Origin of the sequence: Streptomyces griseus (assembly GCF_001715295.1) — a bacterium.
Classification (GTDB): domain Bacteria; phylum Actinomycetota; class Actinomycetes; order Streptomycetales; family Streptomycetaceae; genus Streptomyces; species Streptomyces griseus_G.
Genome location: NZ_MDKB01000001.1, coordinates 660,224 through 683,228, shown reverse-complemented (window position 1 = coordinate 683,228; position 23,005 = coordinate 660,224). Strand labels below are relative to the sequence as shown.

The window sequence follows — 23,005 nt, the reverse complement described above, 5'->3', positions numbered from 1 at the left end:
TGCCATGGGGGCGGGGGTGCCGACAAGGGGGCGGTGGGGAACGTTCCGCAATGTCCCGCTCCGGCGATGAGTTCCGGGCCCGGGAGCGGTCCCCCAGGTATGGACACGCACAGCGGAACCACACCCGTGATCGATCTGGAACCGGCGGCCCGGGAGATGGGCGCACTCGCCGCCGCGGTCGACGACCGCCGGCTCACCGGCCCGACCCCCTGCCCCGACTACGCCGTACGCGATCTGCTCGCGCACATCGTCGGGCTGACCGCCGCCTTCGGCGACGCGGCGCGCAAGCGGTTCGGGCCGGCGACCGACACCTCCCCCGCCTCGGGGCTGCCCCCGCTCCCCGACGACTGGCGCGAGGCGCTGCCCCCGCTGCTGGACGAGCTGGTCGCGGCATGGCGCTCGCCCGGCGCCCAGGAGGGCATGACCCGGGCCGGCGGCGTGGACCTGCCGGGCCAGGTCGCCGCCATGGTCGCGCTGAACGAGCTGGTCGTGCACGGCTGGGACCTGGCCCGCGCGACCGGCCAGCCGTTCCGGGCGGACGAGGCGAGCCTGCGCTCGTCGCAGGCGCTGCTCACGCCCGCCGACGGCGACGGCCCGCTCTTCGGCACACCGGTCCCCGTCCCGCCCGGCGCCCCGCTGCTGGACCAGGTCATCGGGCTGAGCGGACGCCACCCGGACTGGCAGCCGGACGGGCCGGGCGGGCGGGGCTGACGTCTGGTCACCCCCCGCCGAACACACCGTCCCCGCCGGAGCGGCGGAGCTGGCGGGTCCGCCCGGTCGGCCCGCGCCGCCCCAGGCGGGTTCTCCGACCGCGGGCACGGTCCTCCTCGTCGGAGGCCTGGGCTCCGCGACGGTCCCCCTCGCCGCTGAAGCCCCCACGGGTCAGCTGGTGAAGAACTCGGTGATCTGCTGGGCCACCTGGTCGGGGTGGCGCATGTGCACCTGGTGGCCGCCCCCCAGGGTGAGGAGCCGGCAGTCCGGGACGAGCGAGGCCATGTCGGGGAGCCTGCCCTGGGGCATTCCGCTCTCCGGGCCGCCCGCGATCATCAGGGTGGGCGCGACGATCTGGCCCAGCTCCTCCTCCCACCGAGGGTCGGGCTCCTCTGTCTGGGCACGGACGGCCGGAACGGCGTTCTCGTCGTAGTCCACCGGCCCCGGCAAGGTGTCCTCGGCGGGGAGCTGCCCGGGGAAGGGCGGCGGGGTCTCCACCAGGACGAGCCGCTCCACCCGGTCCGCGTGCTCCTCGGCGAGGAGGTAGGCGACCACCCCGCCCATGGCGTGCCCGACCAGCCCGACCCGGTCGAGGTCGAGCTCATCGAGGAAACCGAGGACGTCGTCCCTCATCTGCTCGAAGCCGTACTCGTCCGGCCAGTCGCTCTCGCCGTGCCCCCGCAGGTCGAGGGCGTAGACCCGCCACTCCTCGCCCAGCAGGCCGCCCACCGCCTCCCAGCTCGCGGACGAGCCACCGAGGCCGTGCAGCAGGACGACGGGCGAGCCGAACGGGTCGCCCCAGGCCCGGTACGCCAGCCGGACGTCGCCGACATCCACAACAGACTGATCTTCCATGCCCCGAACGCTACAGCCGCCGGACCTCCACCGGTTCCGGCCCCCGTCCCGGCAGCTCGGGCACGGGCTGCCGGGCCCCTCCCTGCGAGGTGTTTCGGCCCACCCGTGCCGGGGGTCTGTACGGCACTCCCGGAGCCTGATAGGAAAGCTTCCTAACAGAACACCGGAACGACGAACTCCCTTTGGAGGTCTGGTGCTCCACCCCCACAACGGCACCGCACGTCGCACCATCCGTCTCGCACGCTTCACCCGCCCCGCCGGTCTCGCCGCGGTCGCCCTCGGGCTGGCCCTCACCGCGATTCCGGTCACCGCCCACGCCGGCGCCCCCACGCCGCCGGCCGCTCATCACCTGGAGGCAGCCACGGCCGGGCTCGACGACCCCGCGAAGAAGGACATCGCGATGCAGCTGGTCTCCAGCGCGGAGAACTCCTCGCTGGACTGGAAGGCGCAGTACGGCTACATCGAGGACATCGGCGACGGCCGCGGCTACACCGCCGGCATCATCGGTTTCTGCTCCGGCACCGGTGACATGCTCGACCTGGTGGAGCTGTACGCGCGCCGCGCTCCGGGCAACGTCCTGGAGAAGTACCTGCCCGCCCTGCGCGAGGTGGACGGCACCGACTCGCACGACGGACTCGACCCCGGCTTCACCCGGGACTGGGCCGAGGCGGCCACCGATCCCGCGTTCGAGCAGGCACAGAACGACGAACGGGACCGGGTGTACTTCGATCCGGCCGTCCGCCAGGGCAAGGCCGACGGACTGGGCACGCTCGGGCAGTTCGCGTACTACGACGCCCTCGTCATGCACGGCGGGGGCGACGACAGCGCGAGCTTCGGCTCCATCCGGCGGGCGGCCCTGGACCGGGCCCGGCCCCCGTCGCAGGGCGGCGACGAGGTCGCCTACCTCGACGCTTTCCTGGACGCCCGGGTCCGGGCCATGAAGCAGGAGGAGGCCCACTCGGACACCAGCCGGGTCGACACGGCCCAGCGGGTCTTCCTGCGGAACGGCAACCTGGACCTCGACCCGCCGCTCGACTGGCGGGTGTACGGCGACAGTTACCACATCGGCTGACGCCGCCGGCCCCGGTGCGCGTACGGCGTCCCTCGTCGGGAAGGCCGTACGCGCGCCGGCCGGTCAAGGGACGACGGGCAGGGCCATCGGGTCCTTCGGCCGGCCGGTGTCCGCGGCTTCCCCGTCCGCCGTCCGACCGCCCGGGGCACCGTCCGCGTCGGGTTTCCGCCCCAGGTGGTTGAAGGCCAGGTTCAGCACGATCGCCACGACACAGCCGGTCGAGATGCCCGAGTCCAGGACGACGAGCAGGTCCTGGGGGAAGGCGTGGTAGAAGTCCGGCGCGGCGATCGGGATGAGGCCGACCCCCACGGCGGCGGCGACGATCAGCGCGTTCTCGCCCTTCTCCAGGGCGGCGGCGGCCAGGGTCTGGATGCCGCTCGCGGCGACCGAGCCGAACAGCACGATCCCGGCGCCGCCGAGCACCGGGAGCGGTACGAGGGCGATGACGGACGCGGCGACGGGGACGAGCCCGAGGACCACCAGGATGACTCCGCCCACGGCGACCACGAACCGGCTGCGGACCTTGGTCATCGCGACCAGCCCGATGTTCTGCGCGAAGGCGCTGCACATGAAGCCGTTGAAGAGGGGGCTGAGGGCACTGCCGAGGGTGTCCGCGCGCAGGCCGCCCTCGATGGTCCGCTCGTCCGCCGGCCGGCCGACGATCCTGCCGAGGGCCAGCATGTCGGCGGTGGACTCGGTCATGCAGACCAGCATCACGATGCACATCGAGACGATGGCGGCGATCTCGAACTGCGGGGCACCGAAGTGGAACGGCGTCGGGAAGCCGACCAGGTCGGCGTCGCCCAGCGCCCCGAAGTCCGTGATGCCGACGGGTACGGCGATCAGGGTGCCGACGGCCAGGCCGAGCAGGATCGCGATCTGCTGGAGGAAGCCGCGCAGCAGCTTGCGCAGGGCGAGCACGATCACGAGGGTCACGGCGGCCATGGTGATGTTGGTCGTCGAACCGTAGTCGCCGGCGTTCGCGTTGCCGCCCTGCGACCAGGTGAAGGCGACCGGCAGGAGCGAGACACCGATCAGCGTGATGACGGTGCCCGTGACGACCGGCGGGAAGAACCGTACGAGTTTGCAGAAGTACGGCGCGAGGACGAAGCCGAGGAGGCTGGCGACGATGATCGCACCGAAGATGACGGCGATGCCGTCGTGTCCCCGGTCCTTGCCGATCGCGATCATCGGGGTCACCCCGGCGAACGAGACGCCGTTGACGAACGGCAGCCGGGCACCGACGCGCCAGAAGCCGAGGGTCTGGAGCAGGGTGGCTATGCCCGCGGTGAAGAGGCTCGCCCCCATGAGGAAGGCGGTCTCCTCCGCGCCGAGCCCCACGGCGGGCCCCACGATCATGGGCGGGGCCACCACACCCGCGTACATCGCGGCCACGTGCTGCAGACCGCTGGTGAACATCCTGAGGGGCGGGAGCGTTTCGTCGACCGGATGCTTCCGGCCGGTTCCGGCGGCGTCCTGCCTGCCGGGTTCTTCGACTGCTTCCTTGCGAAACCTGGGCGTAGCTGCCACGGCTTCCTCCGGTCGGGTACACGTCGGCGACGTGGTTGTCAGGGAGGTGGTGCTGAGTGGTGCGTTGGGGCAGGTCGTGCAGCTGGTGCGGGCAGCTCGGTGCACCCGCGCGGGGCACGTACGCGTGGTACGCGCACCCGCGCGGGCTGCCGCGGACCGGTGGGTCCGCGGCGGCCGGCCGAGGGCCGTCCCCCTCGGCCGGCCTGTCGGGGGGAACCGTCAGGTTCCGGCGGCGATCCGCGCCAGGCGCCGTGCCTCGTCGCGGGTCGCGCGGGCGACGGCGTCCTCGTCCACGGTGGTCAGGCGGCCGGCCTCGACGACGGGTCTGCCGTCGACGAGGGAGAGGGTGACGGGGGCCGCGGCGCCGAGGACGAGGGCGGTCACCGGGTCGGCGATGGAGGCGTGGGCGAGGGTGTCCAGCTTCCACAGGACGAGGTCGGCGAGCTTGCCCGCCTCGAGGGAGCCGATCTCCCCGGCGCGGCCGAGGACCTGGGCACCGCCGTACGTCCCCAGGCGCAGCGCCCCGCGTACGTCGAGGGCCTTCTCGCGGTGGGCGCCGAGGCGGTTGATCAGGAGGGCGTTGCGCAGTTCGGTGTGGAGTTCGCCTGACTCGTTGGAGGCGGTGCCGTCGACGCCGAGGCCGACCGGTACCCCGGCGGCGAGCATGTCGGGGACCCGGGCCGTGCCCGCGGCGAGGCGGGCGTTGGAGGACGGGCAGTGCGCGACGCCCGTTCCGGTGCGGGCGAAGGCGGCGATGTCGGAGTCGTCCATGTGGACGCAGTGCGCCATCCACACGTCGTCGCCGAGCCAGCCGGCCGACTCGAAGTAGTCGGTCGGTCCGCACCCGAAGAGTTCCTTGCAGAACCGCTCCTCCTCGACGGTCTCCGAGCCGTGGGTGTGCAGACGCACGCCCCGGCGGCGCGCCAGTTCCGCTGCCTGGGTGAGGAGCCGGGTGGAGACGGAGAAGGGCGAGCAGGGCGCGACGGCGATCTGTGTCATCGCGTCGAAGGAGGCGTCGTGGTGGGCGTCGATGGTCGCCTCGGTCGCAGCGAGCGCCTCGTCGAGGGACTCGACGGCGAAGTCCGGCGGCAGCCCCCCGTCCTTCTCACCGCGGTCCATGGACCCCCGGGCGAGGGTGAACCGTACGCCCATGTCACGGGCCGCGCCGATGACGGCGCCGGAGAGGTCGCCGGAGCCCCGCGGGTGGACGTAGTGGTGGTCCGTCGCGGTGGTGACGCCGCCCCGGGCCATCATGGCGAGCGACCCCTGCGCGGCGGCGCGGACCATCGGTTCGTCGATGCGCGCCCACGTCGGGTACAGGGCGACCAGCCAGTCGAAGAGGTTGTGGTCGGTGGCCAGGCCCCTGGTGATCCACTGGTAGAAGTGGTGGTGGGTGTTGACCAGGCCGGGCGTGGCCAGGTGTCCCGTGCCGTCGATACGCCGTACGACGTTCGCGAGGCCCTCCGGGGCCCTGCCGGGGCCGACGGACTCGATGCGGTTGCCCGCCACGACGATGTGCCCGCGGGCGTACTCGGTGTCGTCGGCGTCGACGGTGGCGACGGCACAGCCCTCGATGACGATGCGCTGCGGGTCTGCCGGTGCTGCCATGGCGCTTCCTTCCTCGTTCCGGGGGAGGTACGGGCACTGCGGGACGGCCCTCGGGGGGTGTGCCGGAAGGAGCGTCGTCCGCCCGGACGGCGGGCGCGACCGTCCGCCGGGTGAACGGCCGCGCCGGTGGCGGTGGTCGGTGCGGTACACGGGGATTTCGCCGTCCCCGTGCGGGCTGTGCCACGGATGTCCCTCCGGGACGACCGGCCCCCGCCCGCACGGGGACGGGGCCGGTCCGGCGCCGCGTCAGAGATTGGTCATGTCGACCGGGATCCTCGGCTCGACGCCGTCCCGGAGCACCGTCGCCTCGATGAGGCCGTAGGGGCGGTCGGCCGCGAAGTACACCTCGTTGTCGTTCTCGAGGCCGAACGGTTCGAGGTCCACGAGGAAGTGGTGGTTGTTCGGCAGCGAGAAGCGGATCTCGTCGATCTCGCTCCGGCTGTTGATGATGCGGGAGCCCATCTGGTACAGGGTCTGCTGCAGCGAGAGGGAGTACGTCTCGGCGAAGGCCTCGAGCATGTGCGTGCGCGCCTGCGCGTACGACTTCTCCCACCTCGGCATGGGCTGCGCGTCGTCGGTCCAGTTGTAGCGCCACCTGGCGGAGACGTCGGTCGCCAGGATACGGTCGTACGCCTCCTTGAGCGTCGTGTACCGGTCCTTGACGTAGCCCCAGAACTCCGAGTTGGTGGAGTTGAGGACCGTGAGGTCCTTGAGGCCGGAGATGACCTCCCACGTCTCGCCGTCGTAGGTGATCTGGGTGGTGCGGGTCTCCTGGCCCTTGCGGACGAAGGAGTGCCTGACCTCGTCGGCGCCGATGAACCTGGAGTTGCCGTCGGAGGTCGCGATCCGCTCCCAGGCGTACTCCTCGATCCTGATCCGGGCCACCTTGATCGGCTCCTGCGAGCTGACGAAGTGGCGGGCCAGGTGGATGCCGAACTGCTCGGCGGACTCGACGCCGTGCTCCTTGGCGAAGGCGAACACCGTGTTCTTGGTGGTGTCGGTCGGCAGGACGTTGGCGTTGGATCCCGAGTAGTGGACGTCGTCCATGTCGCCGGAGAGGGCGACGGAGACGTTGAGGTCCTTGATGTGGTGGGTGTCGCCGTCCCGCGTGATCCTGACGACGCGGTTCTCTGCTTTGCCGTACTGGTTCTGGCCGAGAATCGTGGGCATGGCCTGCTAGCTCCCTCGGTAAACGGAGTAGCCGAACGGGTTGAGCAGCAGCGGTACGTGATAGTGCTCCCCCGGGGTGACGGCGAATGCGATCGTCACCTCCGGGAAGAACGCGCCGCTGTCCCTTACGCGGGGGGCGTCCTGCTGCGCCTCGGCTTGCTTCTTCGCGGTGAAGTACGACTCGGTGTCGAGGACGAGCCGTACGTGGGTGGTGCCTTCCGGCAGAGCCGGCAGGTCTGTGCAGCGCCCGTCCGCGTCGGTCGCGGATCCGCCGAGCGTCACGTACTGCGCTGCGCCGCCGCTGCGGGCGGCCAGGGAGACGGTGACGGCCACGGCCGGCCGGCCGATGCTGGTGTCCAGGACGTGGGTGGACACCGATGCGGTGGTGTCGGTGCTCAAGACCGTCACGCTCCTTGTTCTCACGGGTGCGGTTTCGAGGCCCGCTGCGCCACGAAGCCCGCCGTGGTGCGGGGCCTCAGGGGTTGCGGGGCCTCATGAGTGCTGTACGAGGCGGGTGAGCCGGATGCGGTTGATCTTTCCCAGTTCGGTGCGGACGATCTCGCGTTCCCGCTCGGGGGGATTGCCGATCCTGGTCTTCACGGCATCACGCATCTGCTCACCGGTGGCTCCGGTGGCGCAGATCAGGAAGACATGCCCGAACCGCTCCTGGTAGGCCAGGTTGAGTGCGAGCATCTCGGCCCTGAGCTCCTCGGACGCGTCCGCCATTCCCCGCTGTTCGCGGGCGGAGGCCGGGTCTCCCGGCTCGGGGCGGCCGATCGGCGGGTGCCCCGCCATCGCCTCCGCCAGGTCCTTTGGACCGAGTTCGGCCATGGCGGCGTCACTCGCCGAGAGCAGGGCTTCCGTGCCGGCGTACGGCCGGTGGGCGAGAACGGTGCTTCCCCATCGCGCACTGGCACACACCTCGTGCAGCGCGGTCACGGCCTCTTCGGCCGTCAGGGTGTTGAACCGGGCGAGGCCCGGTGTGGAGCTCGAAGTCACGGGAGCCTCCGTGGCTGTTCTTCGCTGTGCGTTGTCGGGCTGCGGATAGCTAACGCCCTCCACAACACCACGTCAACAGTTTGTTGAAATTCCACGAACAGATGATGCCGCCGCCCGGCTGCGGGGCGGCGGCACCGGGCCCCCACGCGCGATCGGGGGCCGCCCGACACCTTCGCACCGGGGGTGCGGCCGTTCGATCGACGCGTCGAGGCACCGCGGCCCCGCCGCGCACCCACCGGAGGCAACGGGACCGCCCTTACTCGCCCTTGGCCGCGTTTTCCCTGTTCAGGTAGTTGTAGACGGTGAAGCGGGAGACCCCGAGGGCACCGGCGACCGTCTCCACCCCGTGCCGCACCGCGAAGGCGCCGCGCGCCTCGAGCGTGCGCACCACGCGCTGCTTGGCCCTGCGGTCCAGGTCGGCCAGCGGCATCCCGTGACTGCGCTCCATCGCGGCCAGGATGTGGTCGAGCGACGCGGAGAGTTGCGGGAGCCGGACAGCCAGGACGTCCGCCCCCTCCCACGCGAGCACCACGTCCTCGCCGGTGGCCTGCCCCGGATCCAGCATCTCGGCACCCATGGCGTCGATCAGCGGTTTCACCGCCGCGACCAGGGGGTGGTCGGCGGGCACGGCCGGGGGGTGGTCGGCGGGCGCGGTCACGGGGCATCCTCCCCGATCACGTTGAGCTGGAGGGAGACCCGGGTGGCTCCTGCGGCCAGCACCTCGCGGAGCAGGGAATCCACCGCGGCCAGGACCTGGCCGGTCTCCCCTTCGACCGTGTTCCCGAAGGGGCCCACGTCCACCGCGTCCAGGTCGGCGGTCCGGATGACCTCCCGGGCCGCCACCGCGTGAGCGGGCGCCTCGTCGAGATCGAACGGCTCGGTGGTGAATTCCACCCTCAGACGCACAGCGCCTCCCTCATGTCCCGCCGCGTCCGTCGGCTCGCACGGCTCGCCCCGACCTTAAGGCACCGCCTTCGATGCGAGGCGGGGCCGCTCCCCCGGGCCGAACGCCGGACGCGTGAGCGTCCGCCCGGGCGCCCGACGCTCCCGCGGGGCGGTACGGGCGCGAGTCCGCACATCCACTGCCCGCTGCCCGGGCGTCCGGGATGCGGGCCGCCCCTTGACAGTCTCGCCGCCCGCCGGGCAATCTTCCGTTAAGCAGAAACTAACTTCCGCAATACGGAAGGAGCGCACTATGGGTCACTCGGGCCGGCGCTTCGATGTGAACCTCTCCCTCCTCTTCACCGAACTCCCGCTCCTGGAGCGCCCCGCGGCAGCCGCCGCGGCGGGCTTCACCGCGGTCGAGCTCTGGTGGCCCTGGACCGGGACCCCCACCCCCGCGCAGGCCGAGCTCGATGCCCTGAAGAAGGCGCTCGACGACGCGGGCACGCAGCTGGTGGGACTGAACTTCTACGCGGGGCAGCTGCCCGGCCCCGACCGCGGCGCGCTCTCCGTGCCGGGCGAGGAGTCGGACCGCTTCCGTGCCAACATCGAGGTGGCGGCCGGCTTCGCCGCCTCGGTCGGCTGCAAGGCGCTCAATGCCCTGTACGGCAACCGCGTCGAGGGCGTGGACCCGGCGGCCCAGGACGAGCTCGCCCTGGAGAACCTCACCCTGGCGGCCCGCGCCGCCGACCGGATCGGGGCGGCACTCCTGATCGAGGCCCTCAACGAGCCGGAGTCGCCGCTCTACCCCCTGGTGAGCGCACCGGCGGCCGTGGAGGTCGTCGACCGCGTCAACGCGGCGACCGGCCTGGGCAACGCCGCGTTCCTGCTGGACCTCTACCACCTGTCGATGAACGGCGAGGACCTCGGCCAGGTGATCAAGACGTACGCCGCGAAGACCGGCCACGTCCAGATCGCCGACAATCCCGGCCGCGGAGCGCCCGGTACAGGTTCGCTCCCGCTGGAACAGCTCCTCGACGAGCTGGCGCAGGCCGGTTACGCGGGCTGGGTCGGCCTGGAGTACAAGCCGGGCGACCGGCCCAGCGCCGACTCCTTCACCTGGCTCCCGGCGGAGGACCGCGCGGCGACCCGCTGAGGGCCCCGGCCACCGTCCCCTCGTACACACGCTCACCCGGAAGGCATCCCCATGAGCAGCAACCTCCCCAAGGTCGCCTGGATCGGTCTCGGCATCATGGGCTCACCCATGTCGGAGAACCTGGTCAAGGCCGGTTACGACGTGACCGGTTACACCCTGGAGAAGGACAAGGTCGACCGGCTGGTCGCCGCGGGCGGCAAGGGCGCGGCCTCCATCGCCGAGGCGGTGCGCGACGCCGACGTCGTCATCACCATGGTTCCCGCCTCCCCGCAGGTCGAGGCCGTCGCGTACGGCCCCGACGGCATCCTGGAGAACGCCCGGCGAGGCGCCCTGCTGATCGACATGTCCTCCATCACCCCGCAGACCTCCGTCGACCTCGCCGAGAACGCGAGGAGCAAGGGCATCCGCGTACTGGACGCCCCCGTCTCCGGCGGCGAGGCCGGCGCGATCGAGGCCGTCCTGTCCATCATGGCCGGCGGCGAGCAGGCCGACTTCGACGCCGCGCAGCCGCTGCTGCGGGTGCTGGGCAGGACGATCGTGCTCTGCGGCCCGCACGGCTCCGGCCAGACGGTGAAGGCCGCCAACCAGCTGATCGTCGCCGTCAACATCCAGGCGTGTGCCGAGGCCGTGGTCTTCCTGGAGAAGTCCGGGGTCGACCTGGCCGCCGCGCTCGACGTACTGAACGGCGGGCTCGCCGGCTCGACCGTCCTGACGCGCAAGAAGGACAACTTCCTCGAGCGGGACTTCACCCCCGGCTTCCGCGTCGACCTGCACCACAAGGACATGGGCATCGTGACCGACGCCGCCCGGAACGTCGGTGCCGCGCTGCCCGTCGGCGCCGTCGTGGCCCAATTGGTCGCGTCGCTGCGCGCACAGGGCGACGGAGGCCTCGACCACTCGGCTCTGCTGCGTTCGGTCGAACGGCTCTCCGGCTCCCCGGCCTGACACATCCGGCCCCGCACGGGCCCCCCGCACTCCGGGTCGTGGTGGCGCTGACACCTGTCCTGTCGCGCCCAGGCGCCGCCGCGGCCCGGAACCCTCTCTTCCATATTCAACAAACTGTTGACGCTGTGTTCCCGGCGAATCTACGCTCCTGAGGCCGTCAGCAGCCCCCGTACGGAAGGTCCCCATGTCCCAGCGTGTGCTCACGACCGAGTCAGGCGCCCCGATCGCCGACAACCAGAACTCCGCCACCGCCGGCGCCGGCGGACCGGTCCTTCTCCAGGACCAGCATCTGCTGGAGAAGCTCGCCCGCTTCAACCGTGAGCGCATCCCGGAGCGCGTCGTCCACGCGCGCGGCTCCGGCGCGTACGGCTACTTCGAGGTGACGGACGACGTCACCGGCTTCACCCGCGCCGACTTCCTGTCCGAGGTCGGCCGCCGCACCGAGACGTTCGTCCGCTTCTCGACGGTCGCCGACTCCCTGGGCGGGGCCGACGCCGTGCGCGACCCCCGCGGCTTCGCGCTCAAGTTCTATACCGACGAAGGCAATTACGACCTCGTCGGCAACAACACCCCGGTGTTCTTCGTCAAGGACCCGATCAAGTTCCCCGACTTCATCCACTCGCAGAAGCGCGATCCCTTCACGGGCCGTCAGGAACCGGACAACGTCTGGGACTTCTGGGCGCACAGCCCCGAGGCGACACACCAGGTCACCTGGCTGATGGGCGACCGCGGCATCCCCGCCTCGTACCGCCACATGAACGGGTACGGCTCGCACACCTACCAGTGGACGAACGCGCGGGGTGAGGCGTTCTTCGTCAAGTACCACTTCAAGACCAACCAGGGAGTGCGCTCCCTCTCCGCCGAGCAGGCCGCCGAGCTGGTCGGCAAGGACGCGAGCTCGCACCAGACCGACCTGCTGCAGGCCATCGAGCGCGGGGTGAACCCGTCGTGGACGCTGCACGTGCAGGTCATGCCGGCCGCGGAGGCGGCGGACTACCGCTTCAACCCGTTCGACGTGACGAAGGTGTGGCCGCACGCCGACTACCCGCTGCGCCGCGTCGGCCGCCTGGTGCTGGACCGAAACCCGGACAACGTCTTCGCCGAGGTCGAGCAGGCGGCGTTCTCCCCCAACAACTTCGTGCCGGGCATCGGCCCCTCCCCGGACAAGATGCTCCAGGGCCGGCTGTTCGCGTACGCCGACGCGCAGCGCTACCGGCTGGGCATCAACCACACCCAGCTCCCGGTCAACGCGCCGAAGGCGGCCCACGTCGACAACTACGGCCGCGACGGCCTGCACGCGACGCGCCACGGCTCGCGCCAGGACAGGAACTACGAGCCCAACTCGTACGCCGGCCCCGCCCAGACCGGTGCGGCGCTGGCCGCCCCGCTCGCGGTGAACGGCTGGACGGGTACGCACGAGGCGCCCGCGCACCCGAAGGACGACGACTTCTTCCAGGCGGGCGAGCTGTACCGGCTCATGTCGGACGAGGAGAAGGGCCGGCTGGTCGCCAACATCGCCGGAGGCCTCTCGCAGGTCACCCGTGACGACGTGATCGAGAAGAACCTGGCCCACTTCCGTGCCGCCGACGCCGAGTACGGCAGGCGCGTCGAGGAGGCCGTCCGCGCCCTGCGCGACGACTGACCCTCCCTCCCAGGACCCTGCCCGCGCCGCGCACCCGGATGAGGGGGCACGTGCGGCCCGGGCAGGACGGGACCGCGGCGGCGGACGACGCCAGTGCGGTGGTGAAGGGCACGGCGGCCGGCTCCGGACCTGAAGGAGCCGGCTCCCGGCCCGCTCGCCGCCGCCGCGGTCGCTGTGATGCACAGGGACGGCGCGGGGGTGCACGGCACCCCCGCGCCGTCCTTCGTGCGGACTGCGGCACACCGCGGCTCCGCCCCGGGGCGGAGCCGCCCATGGCGGACGCCGGACGGTACGGGGTGGTCGTCGGCCAGGGCGGACGCGAGAAGACGAGCGACGGGTCCGGCGCGGCAGGAGGACCTCGGCGGCCCGCGGGCCGCCGAGGTCCTCCCATCCGTGGGGCGGGACGGTCAGAAGGCCGTCAGCGCGCGGATCGCCGTCGGCGCGTGTCCCGGCTCCGAGGCCACGTCCTCGAACTCGACGACCGACGCGATGTCGGAACCGCTCATCGAGATGTTGGTGACCCGCTCCAGGACGGCCTCGACCACCACCGGCACCCGGAACTCGGCAGCCAGCTTCTTCGCCTCCTCGAAGGCCGGCAGCAGCCGGTCGGGCTCGGTGACCCGGATCGCCTTGCAGCCCAGGCCTTCGACGACCTTGACGTGGTCCACGCCGTAGACGCCCAGCTCCGGTGAGTTGAGGTTCTCGAACTCCAGGTTGACCTGGAAGTCGATGTCGAAGGCGCGCTGTGCCTGCCGGATGAGCCCCAGGTAGGAGTTGTTCACCAGCACGTGGACGTACGGGATGCGGTGCTGCGCTCCGACCGCCAGTTCCTCCAGCATGAACTGGAAGTCGTAGTCGCCGGAGAGCGCGACGACGGAGCCCGTGGGGTCGGCCGTGGCGACGCCCAGCGCCGCCGGGATCGTCCAGCCGAGCGGCCCGGCCTGGCCGCAGTTGATCCAGTGGCGCGGCCGGTAGACGTGCAGCATCTGCGCACCCGCGATCTGCGAGAGGCCGATGGTGGTGACGTAGCGGGTCTCGGGGCCGAACGCCCGGTTCATCTCCTCGTACACCCGCTGCGGCTTGAGGGGGACGTCGTCGAAGTGCGTACGGCGCTGCAGCGTCGCGCGGCGCTCCTGGGCGGAGGCCGCCCACTGCGAGCGGTCCTTCAGCTCGCCCGCGGCCTTCCGCTCGCGCGCCACCTCGACGAACAGCTCCAGCGCCGCCCGGGCGTCGGAGGCGATGCCCAGGTCAGGGGCGAAGATCTTGCCCAGCTGGGTGGGCTCGATGTCGACGTGGACGAAGGTGCGGCCCCGGGTGTAGACGTCGAGCCTGCCGGTGTGGCGGTTGGCCCAGCGGTTGCCGATACCGAGGACGAAGTCGGATTCCAGGAAGGTCGCGTTGCCGTAGCGGTGCGAGGTCTGCAGGCCGACCATGCCGGCGTTCAGCTCGTGGTCGTCCGGCAGGACGCCCCAGCCCATCAGGGTGGGGACGACCGGGACTCCGGTCAGTTCGGCGAACTCCACCAGCAGGGCGGAGGCATCGGCGTTGATGACGCCGCCGCCCGCGACGAGCAGCGGGCGCTCGGAGGAGTTGAGCATCTCGACGGCCCGCTCGATCTGCTTGCGGCTCGCGGCGGGTCTGTGCACCGGCAGCGGCTCGTACAGGTCGGGGTCGAACTCGATCTCGGTGAGCTGCACGTCGATCGGCAGGTCGATGAGGACGGGGCCCGGACGCCCGGTACGCATCAGATGGAAGGCCTGCTGGAAGACGCCCGGGACCTGGGCCGCCTCCAGGACGGTCGTGGCGGCCTTGGTGACCGGTGCGGCGATCGACGCGATGTCGACGGCCTGGAAGTCCTCCTTGTGGAGCACGGCCGTCGGGGCCTGGCCGGTGATGCAGAGGATCGGCACGGAGTCGGCGATGGCGGAGTACAGACCGGTGATCATGTCGGTGCCGGCCGGACCCGACGTGCCGACGCAGACGCCGATGTTCCCCGCCCGGGCTCGCGTGTAGCCCTCGGCCATGTGGGAGGCGCCCTCGACGTGGCGGGCGAGGGTGTGGCGCACCCCGCCGGCGGCCTTGAGCGCCGCGTAGAACGGGTTGATCGCCGCACCCGGCACACCGAACGCGTTGCTGACGCCTTCGCGCTTGAGGATCTCGACTGCCGCGCGGGCAGCGGTCATACGAGGCATGGAGTGCTCCTGCTCGGACGTGGTGGATTCGGGCTCTGTCGCGCCACCTGAGAGCACAAATTCCGCATGATGGAAAATTTGTTCTGCTATACGGAATGAATGTAGAACGGGCCCACGCGGCCGTCAAGGGACGGGGAGCAGGGAAGGGGCGCGGGGAGAGCAGGACGGAGGAAGTGCGCCAAGTAGCTGCCGAGGGCGCGTTCCTGGTGGACGATGGGGAACGCACCGCAGTCGCCGCCGCACCGGCGGCGGGGAGGGGGAGCACGTGGAATCCGTACCGGTGCGTTGCCCGGTCTGCAGCCGGGACCACGCGTACATCACGCCGGTCTACCCCTGCCCGTGCGGTTCCCCCACCGCCCCGCCCCTGATGCGCGGCGCCCCGGCCGAACCGATCACCCACCGCACCTGGAACGACGACTGGGTCAGCGTGCGCTGCCACTCCTGCGGGCGCCGCGACCAGTGGCCGCACCCCGAACTCTGCTGCCCCTGCGGGGCCGTCCTGCGCATACCCGTACGGCCGGTGGCGACGCGGGGCACCACGCCCCCCGCCCCGGCCGGCCCCTCCCCCGCGCCCCCGCCGCCCACGGCCGCGCGTCCACGCCCCGCGTTCCGGCCCCTGGTGATCCGCACGGCCCGCGACGCGGTGAGCGCGGCAGCCCTCTACCTCACGTGGCTGGGCTACCGCGAGGTCGTCCAGTCCGAGGTGCGGCCGGCCTCCCGGATAGACCTGCGGGCGGCCGGACTCATCGCACAGGTCGACTCGACCACGCGGGCGACCACCCCGCGCGATGTCGAGTGCCTCTGGCTCCACGGCCTCAACACCTCGGTGACCGCTGTCCTCTTCTCCCTCGCCGGTTACACGCGGGACGCCCGCTCCCGCGCCGACGGTCTCGCCGTCCCGCTCTTCGTCCTGGACCTCACGGGAACCCCGCAGCCGGTGAACGGCCCCGCCGACGCCTGGGTCAGCACGGGGCCGTGACGGTCGGCCATACTGCCGCCATGCGCTTCCGCCCCGCCCGCCGGTCCGAACTCCCCCTGCTCCGGGACATCGAGCGCGCCGCGGGCGAGCCGTTCCGCGCCCTCGGCATGGGGGAGGTGGCGGACGACGAGCCACCCTCCCTCGGGCTGCTGGAGCGCTATCTCCTCGGCGGGCGCTGCTGGGTGGCCGCGGAGGAGGACACCGACCGCCCGGTCGGCTACCTGATCGCCGACCGCATCGACTCGGCCGCCCACATCGAGCAGGTGTCGGTCCACCCGACGGCGTCCCGGCAGGGCGTGGGACGGGGCCTCATCGACCATCTCGCCGATCGGGCCGGGCAGCAGGGACTGAGGGCCCTCACCCTGACCACGTTCGCCGAAGTGCCGTGGAACGCGCCGTACTACACCCGTCTCGGTTTCCGGACCCTGGCGGAGGACGAGATCGGCGCAGGGCTGCGGGCGGTCAGGGCCCAGGAGGCCCGCAGCGGCCTGGACCGCTGGCCGCGCGTCTGCATGCGCCGTGAGAACGCCGCCGGCGCGGGGCAATGATTTCGGTCACCTGTGCCCCCGCAGGCCGCATATGTTCGGGCTGTTGTCAGTATGGGGACGTAGAGTGAAGACATGGTCTTAACTCATCGGCTCCCCCTTCCCTCCACGCCCGTCCTCCCGATGCAGCCGACACATCCGGCCGCCGTCGAGGCGAACGAGGCGATCCGCGCCCTCGTGGACGCCCGGGCCGGCCAGGACTGGTCGTCCGTGGAGTCCGCGGCCTACGAGGTGCTGCTCATCGAGTGGGCGGCGGCGACCCAGGGCATCGGCTCCGACATCATCGAAGCCGCCTGACCCGTCGGCGGTCCGGCCCGGCGCTCCCGGGCCGGACCCCTCAGACGCCGTAGCCCTCGCGCAGTTCGATCTTCCGGACCTTGCCGCTCACCGTCATCGGGAAGGCCTCCAGCACACGCAGTCCGCGCGGGATCTTGTAGTGCGCCAGCCGCTCACGGCAGTACGCCGTCACCTCGTCCAGGGTCGGCGGGTCGGCGGGGTCGCGCGGGATGACGCAGGCCAGGATCTCCTCGCCGTAGGTGTCGTCGGGCACCCCGACCACCTGTACGTCCGCGATCTTCGGATGTCCGTGCAGGAACTCCTCGATCTCACGCGGGTACACGTTCTCGCCGCCGCGGATGATCATGTCCTTGATCCGGCCGACGATCCGGACGTACCCGTCGTCCCGCATCACCGCGAGGTCCCCCGTGTGCATCCACCGTCCCGCGTCGACGACCTCGGCGGTCCGCTCGGGCTGGTCCCAGTAACCGAGCATCACGCTGTAACCGCGGGTGCACAGCTCACCGGCCTCGCCGCGCGGCAGCGTCAGTCCCGTCACCGGGTCGGTCACCTTCACCTCGATGTGCGGCATCACCCGCCCCACCGTGCCGGTGCGGCGCTCCAGGTCGTCGTCACGGCGGGTCTGGGTGGAGACGGGCGAGGTCTCCGTCATGCCGTAGCAGATGGACACCTCCGCCATGTGCATCTCGGCGACGACCCTCTTCATCACCTCGACCGGGCACGGCGACCCGGCCATGATCCCGGTGCGCAGCGAGGAGAGGTCGTACGAGGCGAAGTCCGGGAGGTTCAGCTCCGCGATGAACATCGTCGGTACGCCGTAGAGCGAGGTGCAGCGCTCCTGCTGAACGGCGGCCAGCACGGCGGCGGGCTCGAAGGCCGGGGCCGGGATCACGATGCAGGCGCCGTGCGAGGTGATGCCGAGATTTCCCATGACCATGCCGAAGCAGTGATAGAAGGGCACCGGCAGACAGACCCTGTCGTGCTCCGTGTAGGCAACCAACTCCCCAACGAAGTAACCGTTGTTGAGGATGTTGTGGTGGGAGAGGGTGGCTCCCTTCGGGAAGCCGGTGGTGCCCGATGTGTACTGGATGTTGATCGGGTCGTCGCAGGACAGCTCCGCCTCACGGGCGTGCAGTTGTTCCCGGGTGACGGACTGCGACGCCGCCGTCAGCTCGTCCCACGACGGGTCGCCGATGTAGTGGACGGCACGCAACTCGGGGCAGTCGGCGCGGACCTGGTCGACGAGCGCGCGGTAGTCGCTGGTGCGGTGGGCGAGCGAGGCCACCAGCAGGGAGATGCCGGCCTGGTGGAGGACGTACTCCAACTCGTGCGCCCGGTACGCCGGATTGATGGTGACCATGACGGCGCCGATGCGGGCCGTCGCGTACTGGACGAGCACCCACTCCGGGCAGTTGACCGCCCAGATGCCGACCCGGTCGCCCTTGGCCACTCCGGACGCCATCAGCCCTCGGGCCAGCTCCTCCACGTCCGCGCCGAACTCGGCGTACGTCCAGCGGCGGCCGGACACCACGTCGACCAGCGCCTCCCGCCGGGGGAACGTCTCCACCGCGCGGGCCAGGTTGCGGCCGATGGTGTCACCGAGCAGGGGGGTGGTGCCGGTGCCGTGCGCGTAGGAAGGCGCGCTCACCGCAGGTCCCCCTCGTCGAACTCGGTGCCGGTGCCCTGGGCGGTGCGCTCGCGCAGTTCGATCCGGCGGATCTTGCCGGACACCGTCTTGGGCAGCTCGGCGAACTCGAGCCTGCGCAGGCGCTTGTACGGGGCGAGGACGGCCCGGGAGTGCTCGAACAGCACCTTCGCCGTCTCCGGACCCGGCTCCCAGCCCTCCGCGAGCACGACGTACGCCTTCGGGACGGCGAGCCGCACCGGGTCGGGGGCCGGCACGACCGCCGCCTCGGCCACCGCCTCGTGCTCCAGCAGGGCGCTCTCCAGCTCGAACGGCGAGATCTTGTAGTCGGAGGCCTTGAACACGTCGTCCGCACGGCCCACGTACGTGATGTAGCCGTCCGCGTCACGTGATCCGATGTCCCCGGTGCGGTAGTAGCCGCCCGCCATCGCCTCGGCCGTACGCTCCGGGTCACCGTGATACCCCGTCATCAGCCCCACCGGCGCGGTGGCGAGGTCGAGCGAGATCTCCCCCTCGGCGGCGCCGGGCTCGCCGGTCACCGGGTCGAGGAGTTCCACCGTGAAGCCGGGGCTGGGGCGGCCCATGGAACCGGCCTTCAGCGGCTGCCCCGGGGTGTTGGCCACCTGGACGGCGGTCTCCGTCTGGCCGAATCCGTCCCTGATGGTGACGCCCCAGGCGCGCCGTACCGTCTCGATGACCTCGGGGTTGAGCGGTTCGCCCGCCGCGACGACCTCGCGCGGCGGGGTCCTCAGCTGCGAGAGGTCGGCCTGGATCAACATGCGCCAGACGGTGGGCGGGGCACAGAAGCTGGTCACGCGCGAGCGGTCCATCTCCGCCATCAGCCGGGCCGCGTCGAAGCGGTCGTAGTTGAAGATGAAGACGGTGGCCTCGGCGCTCCACGGGGCGAAGAGGTTCGACCAGGCGTGCTTCGCCCAGCCGGGCGAGGAGATGTTCAGATGGACGTCGCCGGGCTTGAGCCCGATCCAGTACATGGTGGCCAGATGCCCGACCGGGTACGAGACGTGGGTGTGCTCGACCAGCTTGGGACTCGCCGTAGTGCCGGAGGTGAAGTAGAGCATCAGGGGCTCGTCGGCGTCGGTCTCCCGGTCCGCCGTGAAGGTGTCCGGTGCCGCCTCGGCCTCGCCGTAGGACAGCCAGCCCTCCAGGTCGCCACCCACCGCCATGCGGGTGTAGCCGCCGGGCACCTCGTCGAACTTGGCCGCGTCCTGTGCCCGGACCAGCACATGGCGCACCTTGCCGCGCTCGACCCTGTCGCGCAGGTCGGCCGGGCCCAGCAGCGGCGTGGCCGGGATGACGACGGCGCGCAGCTTCATCGCGGCGAGGGCGGTCTCCCACAGCTCGGCCTGGTTGCCGAGCATGACCAGGATCCGGTCGCCGGCCCTGACGCCCTGGGCCCGCATCCAGTTCGCGGCCCGGTTGGACCGGGCGGCCATCGCGGCGAAGGAGACCTCCGTGCGTCCGCCGTCCTCCTCCACGATGTGCAGGGCGGTGCGGTCGTTTCCTTCGGCGATGACGTCGAACCAGTCGAGCGCCCAGTTGAAGTGGTCCGAGCGGGGCCAGCGGAAGCCCTCGTAGGCCTTCTCGTAGTCCTCACGGTGCTCGAGCAGGAAGTCCCGGGCCGCCCGGAACCTCTGCGTCGCGCTCGTTGCCGGCATGTGCCCTCCTCTTGACGAACCCGTCCTTTAACATCATGTGAACAGTGACCCAGATCTCACCACCCCCGAACGGGGGGAGGATCTTCAGGACGGAGAGTCATCGGCGTGCCGGACCCGGGCGAGGTGATCGAACTGCAGACGGCGCTGTTGCGGCTGCGCCGCACCAGCGGCCTGCCCATGGTGTTCGGCGGGCTGCTCTCCGACGCCCGCCACGCCCGGATCGCCGAGCTGAACGGGGCGCAGACCACCGCGCTCCGCGGACTCGTGATCTCGGCGGGCAGCGGGCTGGGCGGCAAGGCGATCGCCCTGTCACGCCCGTGTGCGGTGACCGACTACCCCTCCTCCCGCCACATCAGCCACGAGTACGACGTGGCGGTGGCCGCGGAGGGCCTGCGCTCGGTCGTCGCGGTGCCCGTAGTCGTCCGCCGCACGGTGCGCGGCGTGCTGTACGGGGCCCTGCGCGCACCGCTCACCCTCGGGGACCGTACGTTCGACGCGGCCGTCGCGGCGGCCCGTGACGTGGAACAGGCACTCGCCGTCCGGGACGAGGTGCGGGAGCTGCTGGCGGCCACCCGGGAGCAGCCGGGCGGCCCCGGCGCCGGCCCCGGCACCTGGGAGGACGTCCGCGAGGCCCACCGTGAGCTGCGCGCGCTGGCCCCGCGGATCAGCGACCCGGCCCTGCGCGGGGAACTGCTCGCGGTGTGCGGGCGCCTCGCCTCGGCCGCGGACACGGGGGCGGGGCCGGCCGGCTCCCCCGCGGCCCCTGGCGTACGGCTGGCGCCCCGCGAGCTGGACGTGGTCGCCTGCGTCGCGTCCGGGGCGACGAACGCCTCGGCGGCCGAGCGGCTGGGGCTGCGCCCGGAGACGGTGAAGGGCTACCTGCGCTCCGCGATGCGCAAGCTGGGCGCCCACACCCGTCTGGAGGCGGTGGTGGCCGCGCGCCGGGCGGGGCTCCTTCCGTGAGGGGTCAGGGTGTGAGGTCGGGGAAGCCGACGAAGGCGGCGAACCGGACGTCGTAGGCGGCCGCGGGCGACATCACCGTCATCATGTGCTCGGCTTCCTGCGCGATCTCCGTACGCTGGGCGCGGGAGAGTTCGACCAGGTCCTGGACGGTGACGGTCGCCTTGTCCGCCGTGACGTCGAGGCGCCAGAGCGCGGCCAGGAAGCCGTCGACGAGCACGGTGCCGTAGGACTGGTTGCCGACGCCGTTGCGCCCCTTGAGCACGGGCGGGATCACCCGGGTGCGGTCGGCGTGACCGAGCAGTACGTTGTCGAACTCGGGCAGGAAGCGCGGTGGGGCCGGGGTGGCCGGGTCGGGGCGCGGGGCGTCCGGCAGGTCGAAGAGTTCCGTGCCGCTCCCGTCGCGGAAGGTGACCAGCCGCGGTCGCAGCCGTTCGAACACCTCGCGCAGCCGGGTGAGTCCGGCCCATGCCTGCATGTCCTTCACCGACGCGGGCCCGAACGCGCCGAGATAGCGCAGTACGGTCTCCTCCGGCGAGGCCGCGGGCCTCGGCGGGCGGCCCAGCCAGTGCTCGGCCGTCGTCAGGGCGACCTGCCCGCTGCGCCCCCACAGCCCACGCGGGGTGACCTGGACGAGCGGCAGCGTGCAGCGGGCGGCGACCGCGAGGGCCCTGGGGTCGGCCTCCGGCCAGTGGACCAGCAGCTCCTGCCTCAACTCCTTCATGGTGCGGGGCCGTTCCTCCACGAGTTCCCTGCTGAGGGAGGCGAGCCGGTCGAGGTCCACACCCGTGAGCCCGTGCCGGAACACGTTGAGCTCCCGTTGCCGGGCCGGCTGCACCAGCGGGCGCAGGGTGAGGGCGTCCTCGGCGGTGTGGGTGTGGATGGTCGAGCGCAGGGTGACGATCCTGACCACCTCGCGGGACTCCATGAGCGCGGAGAGGTCCAGCGGGGCGAAGCCCTCGAGCCGGGCGAACAGCTGGAAGTACGGCGGCCTGGTGTTCTGCGCCTGCAGCCCCAGCAGGTGCCGGACGGTGTCCGCCACCGGTGCGGCGGCACGGCTCAACAGCAACTGGCGTGCCAGTGTGGCTCTGTTGAGGGCCCGGACGGAGAGTACGGGAGGATGCTTCACGGCCATGGGCGGCAGGGTACGCGGGCGCCGCCCCTGTGCGCCCGACACCCCCAGGGACGCGGCACCGCGGGTGAGGCCCGGCCGGCCCCCATGATGGAGCCGTGATCAGTGTCCTGTTCGCCGTCCTGACCGCCCTCAGCAACGGTTCCGCGTCGGTCCTGCAGCGGCGCGCCGCCCTGAACGTGCCTCACGGCGAGGTGATGCGCCTGTCGCTGTTCGGGTACCTGCTGCGCCAGAAGGTGTGGCTCGGCGGCATCGCCCTGGTGATCCTGGCGGCCGTCTGCCAGGCCGTCGCTCTGGCCACCGGCCCGATCGCCGTGGTCCAGCCGATCTTCGTGATCGAGCTGCCCGCGACACTGCTGCTCGCCGGGTTCCTCATGCGGACCCGGTTGCCCCGGGCCGTGTGGCTCGGGGTGGGGGCGGTGACACTCGGCCTGGCGCTCGGCATGGCGTCCGCCTCGCCCGTCGGGGGAAGCGGGAGCGTGCGAGGGACCGCCTGGATTCCGGCCCTGGTGCTCACCGGTCTCTTCGAGACCGCCCTGATCTCCGCCGCGCTCGCGCTGCGCGACAACGCCCGGGCAGCCCTGCTCGGCCTGGCGGCGGCCTGCGGTTACGCCCTGACGGCGGCGCTGATGAAGGACGCCATGGCGCTGCTGGAGGCGGGGGGCGGTCTCACGGCCCTGCTGACGGCCTGGCAGCTGTACGCCACGGCCGCGGCCGGCGTCGGCGCGCTGTTCCTGCTCCAGAACGCCTTGCAGGCGGGCACGCTGGTGGCCGTGCAGCCGATGCTGACGCTCGGGGACGCGCTGATCAGTGTGCTGTACGGGGTGACGCTCTACGGCGAGGAGCTGCGGAGCGGCTGGTGGCTGCTGCCCCAGCTGGCCGGTATCGCCCTGATCGCCGTGGGCTGCGTGGTCCTGGCCCGTTCGCCGCTGGCCTCCGGGAGCGCGGGGCCGCCCTCGCGGGTGAGGTGACACGGGGCGCGGAGCGCCCCCGCTCCCCGGTCCTCGGC

Annotated in this window: 22 protein-coding genes; 10 read left to right on the top strand and 12 right to left on the bottom strand. The window is 71.8% G+C overall.

What is annotated here, in order from left to right:
- The first annotated feature begins 99 nt into the window (after positions 1–99).
- Positions 100–711, top strand: coding sequence for a TIGR03086 family metal-binding protein (locus BA175_RS02510; protein WP_069169533.1), 612 nt, complete (start codon positions 100–102; stop codon positions 709–711).
- A 171-nt stretch (positions 712–882) separates the two neighbouring features.
- On the opposite strand, the gene BA175_RS02505 is transcribed toward BA175_RS02510, so the two are convergent.
- Positions 883–1,566 carry an alpha/beta fold hydrolase gene (locus BA175_RS02505; RefSeq protein ID WP_069169532.1) on the bottom strand — a complete coding sequence of 228 codons (684 nt, stop codon included), beginning with the start codon at positions 1,564–1,566 and terminating at the stop codon, positions 883–885.
- 193 nt (positions 1,567–1,759) lie between these two features.
- On the opposite strand from BA175_RS02505, the gene BA175_RS02500 reads away from it, so the two are divergent.
- Complete coding sequence (locus BA175_RS02500; protein ID WP_069169531.1) at positions 1,760–2,638, top strand: chitosanase; 879 nt, start codon at positions 1,760–1,762, stop codon at positions 2,636–2,638.
- Positions 2,639–2,701: 63 nt separating this feature from the next.
- Here BA175_RS02500 and BA175_RS02495 read toward each other — a convergent pair whose 3' ends face one another.
- From BA175_RS02495 to BA175_RS02465, 7 genes are all read right to left on the bottom strand, one after another.
- The gene (locus BA175_RS02495) at positions 2,702–4,168 is read right to left on the bottom strand and encodes a nucleobase:cation symporter-2 family protein (protein WP_069169530.1); all 1,467 of its coding nucleotides are present in this window, start codon (positions 4,166–4,168) and stop codon (positions 2,702–2,704) included.
- Positions 4,169–4,387: 219 nt separating this feature from the next.
- On the bottom strand, positions 4,388–5,776 hold the full coding sequence (locus BA175_RS02490) for an 8-oxoguanine deaminase (RefSeq protein WP_069169529.1): 1,389 nt from the start codon (positions 5,774–5,776) through the stop codon (positions 4,388–4,390).
- A gap of 246 nt (positions 5,777–6,022) precedes the next feature.
- Positions 6,023–6,946 (bottom strand): factor-independent urate hydroxylase, encoded by a 924-nt coding sequence (gene pucL / locus BA175_RS02485; protein WP_069169528.1) that lies wholly within the window; start codon positions 6,944–6,946, stop codon positions 6,023–6,025.
- 6 nt (positions 6,947–6,952) lie between these two features.
- Positions 6,953–7,345: a hydroxyisourate hydrolase gene (uraH, locus tag BA175_RS02480; RefSeq protein WP_069169527.1), complete on the bottom strand. Its 393-nt coding sequence runs from the start codon at positions 7,343–7,345 to the stop codon at positions 6,953–6,955.
- Between the two features lie 93 nt (positions 7,346–7,438).
- Entirely contained in the window at positions 7,439–7,945 is a 507-nt protein-coding gene (gene uraD / locus BA175_RS02475) for a 2-oxo-4-hydroxy-4-carboxy-5-ureidoimidazoline decarboxylase (protein WP_069169526.1), read from the bottom strand.
- A 256-nt stretch (positions 7,946–8,201) separates the two neighbouring features.
- Positions 8,202–8,603 (bottom strand): helix-turn-helix domain-containing protein, encoded by a 402-nt coding sequence (locus BA175_RS02470; RefSeq protein WP_069169525.1) that lies wholly within the window; start codon positions 8,601–8,603, stop codon positions 8,202–8,204.
- On the bottom strand, positions 8,600–8,851 hold the full coding sequence (locus tag BA175_RS02465) for a thiamine-binding protein (RefSeq protein ID WP_069169524.1): 252 nt from the start codon (positions 8,849–8,851) through the stop codon (positions 8,600–8,602). The genes BA175_RS02470 and BA175_RS02465 overlap by 4 nt, the downstream gene beginning before the upstream one ends.
- Before the next feature lie 289 nt (positions 8,852–9,140).
- On the opposite strand from BA175_RS02465, the gene BA175_RS02460 reads away from it, so the two are divergent.
- From BA175_RS02460 to BA175_RS02450, 3 genes are all read left to right on the top strand, one after another.
- Positions 9,141–9,983, top strand: coding sequence for a TIM barrel protein (locus tag BA175_RS02460; RefSeq protein WP_069169523.1), 843 nt, complete (start codon positions 9,141–9,143; stop codon positions 9,981–9,983).
- Between the two features lie 51 nt (positions 9,984–10,034).
- Positions 10,035–10,928, top strand: a complete 894-nt coding sequence (locus BA175_RS02455; RefSeq protein ID WP_069169522.1) for a 2-hydroxy-3-oxopropionate reductase — start codon at positions 10,035–10,037, stop codon at positions 10,926–10,928.
- 184 nt (positions 10,929–11,112) lie between these two features.
- Positions 11,113–12,570: a catalase gene (locus BA175_RS02450; protein WP_069169521.1), complete on the top strand. Its 1,458-nt coding sequence runs from the start codon at positions 11,113–11,115 to the stop codon at positions 12,568–12,570.
- Positions 12,571–12,977: 407 nt separating this feature from the next.
- On the opposite strand, the gene gcl is transcribed toward BA175_RS02450, so the two are convergent.
- Positions 12,978–14,762, bottom strand: a complete 1,785-nt coding sequence (gene gcl / locus BA175_RS02445) for a glyoxylate carboligase (protein ID WP_069169520.1) — start codon at positions 14,760–14,762, stop codon at positions 12,978–12,980.
- 265 nt (positions 14,763–15,027) lie between these two features.
- Between gcl and BA175_RS02440 the strand changes: the two genes are divergently transcribed.
- The 3 genes from BA175_RS02440 (at position 15,028) to BA175_RS30840 (ending at position 16,583) form a co-directional block, all read left to right on the top strand.
- Positions 15,028–15,741: a hypothetical protein gene (locus BA175_RS02440; protein ID WP_069169519.1), complete on the top strand. Its 714-nt coding sequence runs from the start codon at positions 15,028–15,030 to the stop codon at positions 15,739–15,741.
- A 20-nt stretch (positions 15,742–15,761) separates the two neighbouring features.
- The gene (locus tag BA175_RS02435; protein ID WP_069169518.1) at positions 15,762–16,289 is read left to right on the top strand and encodes a GNAT family N-acetyltransferase; all 528 of its coding nucleotides are present in this window, start codon (positions 15,762–15,764) and stop codon (positions 16,287–16,289) included.
- Positions 16,290–16,361: 72 nt separating this feature from the next.
- Positions 16,362–16,583 (top strand): hypothetical protein, encoded by a 222-nt coding sequence (locus tag BA175_RS30840; RefSeq protein ID WP_069169517.1) that lies wholly within the window; start codon positions 16,362–16,364, stop codon positions 16,581–16,583.
- Positions 16,584–16,623: 40 nt separating this feature from the next.
- Here BA175_RS30840 and BA175_RS02425 read toward each other — a convergent pair whose 3' ends face one another.
- The gene (locus BA175_RS02425; protein ID WP_069169516.1) at positions 16,624–18,231 is read right to left on the bottom strand and encodes an AMP-binding protein; all 1,608 of its coding nucleotides are present in this window, start codon (positions 18,229–18,231) and stop codon (positions 16,624–16,626) included.
- Positions 18,228–19,904 carry an AMP-binding protein gene (locus BA175_RS02420; protein WP_069169515.1) on the bottom strand — a complete coding sequence of 559 codons (1,677 nt, stop codon included), beginning with the start codon at positions 19,902–19,904 and terminating at the stop codon, positions 18,228–18,230. The genes BA175_RS02425 and BA175_RS02420 overlap by 4 nt, the downstream gene beginning before the upstream one ends.
- Positions 19,905–20,081: 177 nt before the next feature.
- On the opposite strand from BA175_RS02420, the gene BA175_RS02415 reads away from it, so the two are divergent.
- Positions 20,082–20,867 (top strand): response regulator transcription factor, encoded by a 786-nt coding sequence (locus tag BA175_RS02415; protein ID WP_438947313.1) that lies wholly within the window; start codon positions 20,082–20,084, stop codon positions 20,865–20,867.
- A 4-nt stretch (positions 20,868–20,871) separates the two neighbouring features.
- On the opposite strand, the gene BA175_RS02410 is transcribed toward BA175_RS02415, so the two are convergent.
- Positions 20,872–21,999: a winged helix DNA-binding domain-containing protein gene (locus tag BA175_RS02410; RefSeq protein ID WP_069169513.1), complete on the bottom strand. Its 1,128-nt coding sequence runs from the start codon at positions 21,997–21,999 to the stop codon at positions 20,872–20,874.
- A gap of 95 nt (positions 22,000–22,094) precedes the next feature.
- Between BA175_RS02410 and BA175_RS02405 the strand changes: the two genes are divergently transcribed.
- Positions 22,095–22,967 carry a DMT family transporter gene (locus BA175_RS02405; protein ID WP_069169512.1) on the top strand — a complete coding sequence of 291 codons (873 nt, stop codon included), beginning with the start codon at positions 22,095–22,097 and terminating at the stop codon, positions 22,965–22,967.
- Positions 22,968–23,005 lie beyond the last annotated feature (38 nt).

Excerpts from the sequence above, each read along its gene's own strand:
- BA175_RS02420 (WP_069169515.1), bottom strand. The coding sequence starts at position 19,904 with ATGCCGGCAACGAGCGCGACGCAGAGGTTCCGGGCGGCCCGGGACTTC.
- BA175_RS02450 (WP_069169521.1), top strand. The coding sequence starts at position 11,113 with ATGTCCCAGCGTGTGCTCACGACCGAGTCAGGCGCCCCGATCGCCGAC.
- gcl (WP_069169520.1), bottom strand. The coding sequence starts at position 14,762 with ATGCCTCGTATGACCGCTGCCCGCGCGGCAGTCGAGATCCTCAAGCGC.
- BA175_RS02455 (WP_069169522.1), top strand. The coding sequence starts at position 10,035 with ATGAGCAGCAACCTCCCCAAGGTCGCCTGGATCGGTCTCGGCATCATG.
- BA175_RS02490 (WP_069169529.1), bottom strand. The coding sequence starts at position 5,776 with ATGGCAGCACCGGCAGACCCGCAGCGCATCGTCATCGAGGGCTGTGCC.
- BA175_RS02460 (WP_069169523.1), top strand. The coding sequence starts at position 9,141 with ATGGGTCACTCGGGCCGGCGCTTCGATGTGAACCTCTCCCTCCTCTTC.
- BA175_RS02410 (WP_069169513.1), bottom strand. The coding sequence starts at position 21,999 with ATGGCCGTGAAGCATCCTCCCGTACTCTCCGTCCGGGCCCTCAACAGA.
- pucL (WP_069169528.1), bottom strand. The coding sequence starts at position 6,946 with ATGCCCACGATTCTCGGCCAGAACCAGTACGGCAAAGCAGAGAACCGC.
- BA175_RS02435 (WP_069169518.1), top strand. The coding sequence starts at position 15,762 with ATGCGCTTCCGCCCCGCCCGCCGGTCCGAACTCCCCCTGCTCCGGGAC.
- BA175_RS30840 (WP_069169517.1), top strand. The coding sequence starts at position 16,362 with ATGGTCTTAACTCATCGGCTCCCCCTTCCCTCCACGCCCGTCCTCCCG.
- BA175_RS02510 (WP_069169533.1), top strand. The coding sequence starts at position 100 with ATGGACACGCACAGCGGAACCACACCCGTGATCGATCTGGAACCGGCG.
- BA175_RS02505 (WP_069169532.1), bottom strand. The coding sequence starts at position 1,566 with ATGGAAGATCAGTCTGTTGTGGATGTCGGCGACGTCCGGCTGGCGTAC.
- BA175_RS02415 (WP_438947313.1), top strand. The coding sequence starts at position 20,082 with ATGGTGTTCGGCGGGCTGCTCTCCGACGCCCGCCACGCCCGGATCGCC.